At 31.8% G+C, this 2285-nt stretch carries 3 protein-coding genes; all 3 read right to left on the reverse strand.

Annotation, left to right across the window (positions count from 1 at the left end; genetic code table 11):
* Positions 1–239, reverse strand: a 239-nt coding sequence (locus SVN78_10300) for an acyl-CoA dehydrogenase family protein (protein ID MDY6821997.1), incomplete at its 3' end; no start/stop codon positions are given.
* Between the two features lie 12 nt (positions 240–251).
* The gene (locus SVN78_10305) at positions 252–1451 is read right to left on the reverse strand and encodes an acetyl-CoA C-acyltransferase (protein ID MDY6821998.1); all 1200 of its coding nucleotides are present in this window, start codon (positions 1449–1451) and stop codon (positions 252–254) included.
* 18 nt (positions 1452–1469) lie between these two features.
* Positions 1470–1613, reverse strand: a complete 144-nt coding sequence (locus tag SVN78_10310; GenBank protein ID MDY6821999.1) for a hypothetical protein — start codon at positions 1611–1613, stop codon at positions 1470–1472.
* Positions 1614–2285: the final 672 nt, after the last annotated feature.

Below are 2285 nucleotides of genomic sequence, written 5' to 3' on the forward strand. Positions count from 1 at the left end.
GGAGAGGCATAACACAGTGTAAAAATAACATTTACTTCTTCTTCAAAGGTTAACCCAAGTCCGCCGTATTCATCAGGAATTGATAATCCAAATAAACCCAGTTCTTTCATCTTATTAATTATATCCTCAGGAATTTGATTGTTTTCTGTTACCTCAACTTCTCTTGGTATTAATTCATTCATAACAAATTCTTTAATTGTATCTATCATTACATTTAAGGTTGACCTATCTCTTATCATTTGTTGCCCCTCTTATATTTTTTCTACTACCATTGATATCCCCTGCCCTACCCCTATACACATAGAAACTAACCCAAAGGTTAACTTGTTTGTTCTCTTTAATTCATAAAGCAACTTTGTCATTAATATAGCACCTGTTGCGCCAAGAGGATGTCCCAAAGCTATTGCACCACCATTAGGGTTTAATCGGGGATCTTCCATATCCATATTCCATTTTCTTAATACTGCTAACGATTGAGCTGCAAAGGCTTCATTTAATTCAATAATATCAATATCATCCATCGACAATTTGGTTCTTTCAAAAACTTTTTTTGTTGCAGGAACAGGGCCTATTCCCATTATCCTTGGCGGCACTCCTGCTACAGCTGAAGCTATAATTTTTGCTATAGGTTTTAAGCCATGTGCTTTGCCGTATTCCTCAGATACTAAAAGTAGAGCAGCTGCCCCATCATTTATTTGACTTGATGAACCTGCTGTAACTGTGCCACCATTTTTAAATACAGGTTTTAACTTAGCTAATTTTTCTAAGCTTGTATCCCTTCTTGGTCCTTCATCTATTTCAAAAACACCTTGTTTTGTGCTTACAGGGATGATTTGGTCTTTAAAAACTCCATCATCAATTGCTTTAATTGCTTTTTTGTGACTTAAAAGGGAAAACTTATCCTGTAATTCCCGATCTATATTATACATCTCAGCTAAGTTTTCAGCAGTCATGCCTAATGAATCTGTGTGGCCCTTTTTAATCATATCTGGATGAGTAAATCTCCACCCCAATGTTGTATCATATGCAGTTAAATTTCCCATTTTAAATGGTTTGTCGATCTTTGGCATAGACCATGGTGCCCTACTCATCGACTCTACACCACCAGCAATATACAAGTGTCCTTCCCCTGCTATAATACATCTTGCAGCAACCGCTATAGCTTCAAGTCCTGATCCACACAGTCTATTTACAGTACAACCTGGAACTTCAACGGGAAAATCTGCCAATAATACACTCATTCTTGCAACATTTCTGTTATCTTCTCCAGCTTGATTTGCACAACCTAAGTAGACACCTTCTAAATCATTAAAATTTAGGTCATTCCTTTGTGCAATCTCCCTTAAGACAAGAGCACCTAAATCATCTGGTCTGACAGATGATAATATACCACCATGTTTACCAACAGGTGTTCTAATTGCATCAACTAACCAAACATTTGCATTACTCATAACACTCTCCAATATTTATTAGCTATTATTAAATAATTTAGCAAATTTTTTATAAATATTAAACCTATTAACCATACTATACAAGTAGATAGTTAACATCTGAAGGCCTATACCATCGATAGTAGGTACAAGAAAAGTTACAATTAAAACTTTATTCTTCATATTTCATATACCTCACAAATCTTCTGAAAATTGCTTAACAATATGCATTTTCATATCTCATTGATAAATAAATTATTAGCTAATTTAAATGATAACATTAGTAATATAACCAATTGATAATTAAGTTTTATAAAAAAATGTCTAAAGAAAATAATGATTTCTGATTTTGCAATATGAACAAATGAAGGGAATTTTAAAAGGTCCTTACAATTTTGATTACAACAAGCTCGATCAGACACAGTAGATCCTCATAATACGGCAAATTATTATATTATCTGATCAGCCTGTTATTTTAGCCTTAATTCTTGCTTTTTAGACAAGATAAGCTAAAAAAGAACCAATCTCTATTAATACTAAACAATATTATGAAAATTGTCAATATAAATTAAAATTGAGTTTAAAAAACAAAACTAAACTATTTTAATTTAAAACTATATTATATTTTTTAAAACTTAAAAATAGATATAGTTAATATATTTTTCTGTAGAAGCAAGAAAAGCTAGATTTTGGTTGATTTTATAAACGACTTAAGACAAAAAGCTTATAACAAAAAATAAAAATATAACCTTAGACCTATACATAATTATCCACCCTTTGTTTATATTTTTTATTAAAACTCGTAACGTACTCTCATAGTGGTTCTAAAAATGTCTTCATCTGAATCTCCATCGT

It is taken from the genome of Deferribacterota bacterium (genome assembly GCA_034189185.1).
Lineage (GTDB): Bacteria > Chrysiogenota > Deferribacteres > Deferribacterales > UBA228 > UBA228.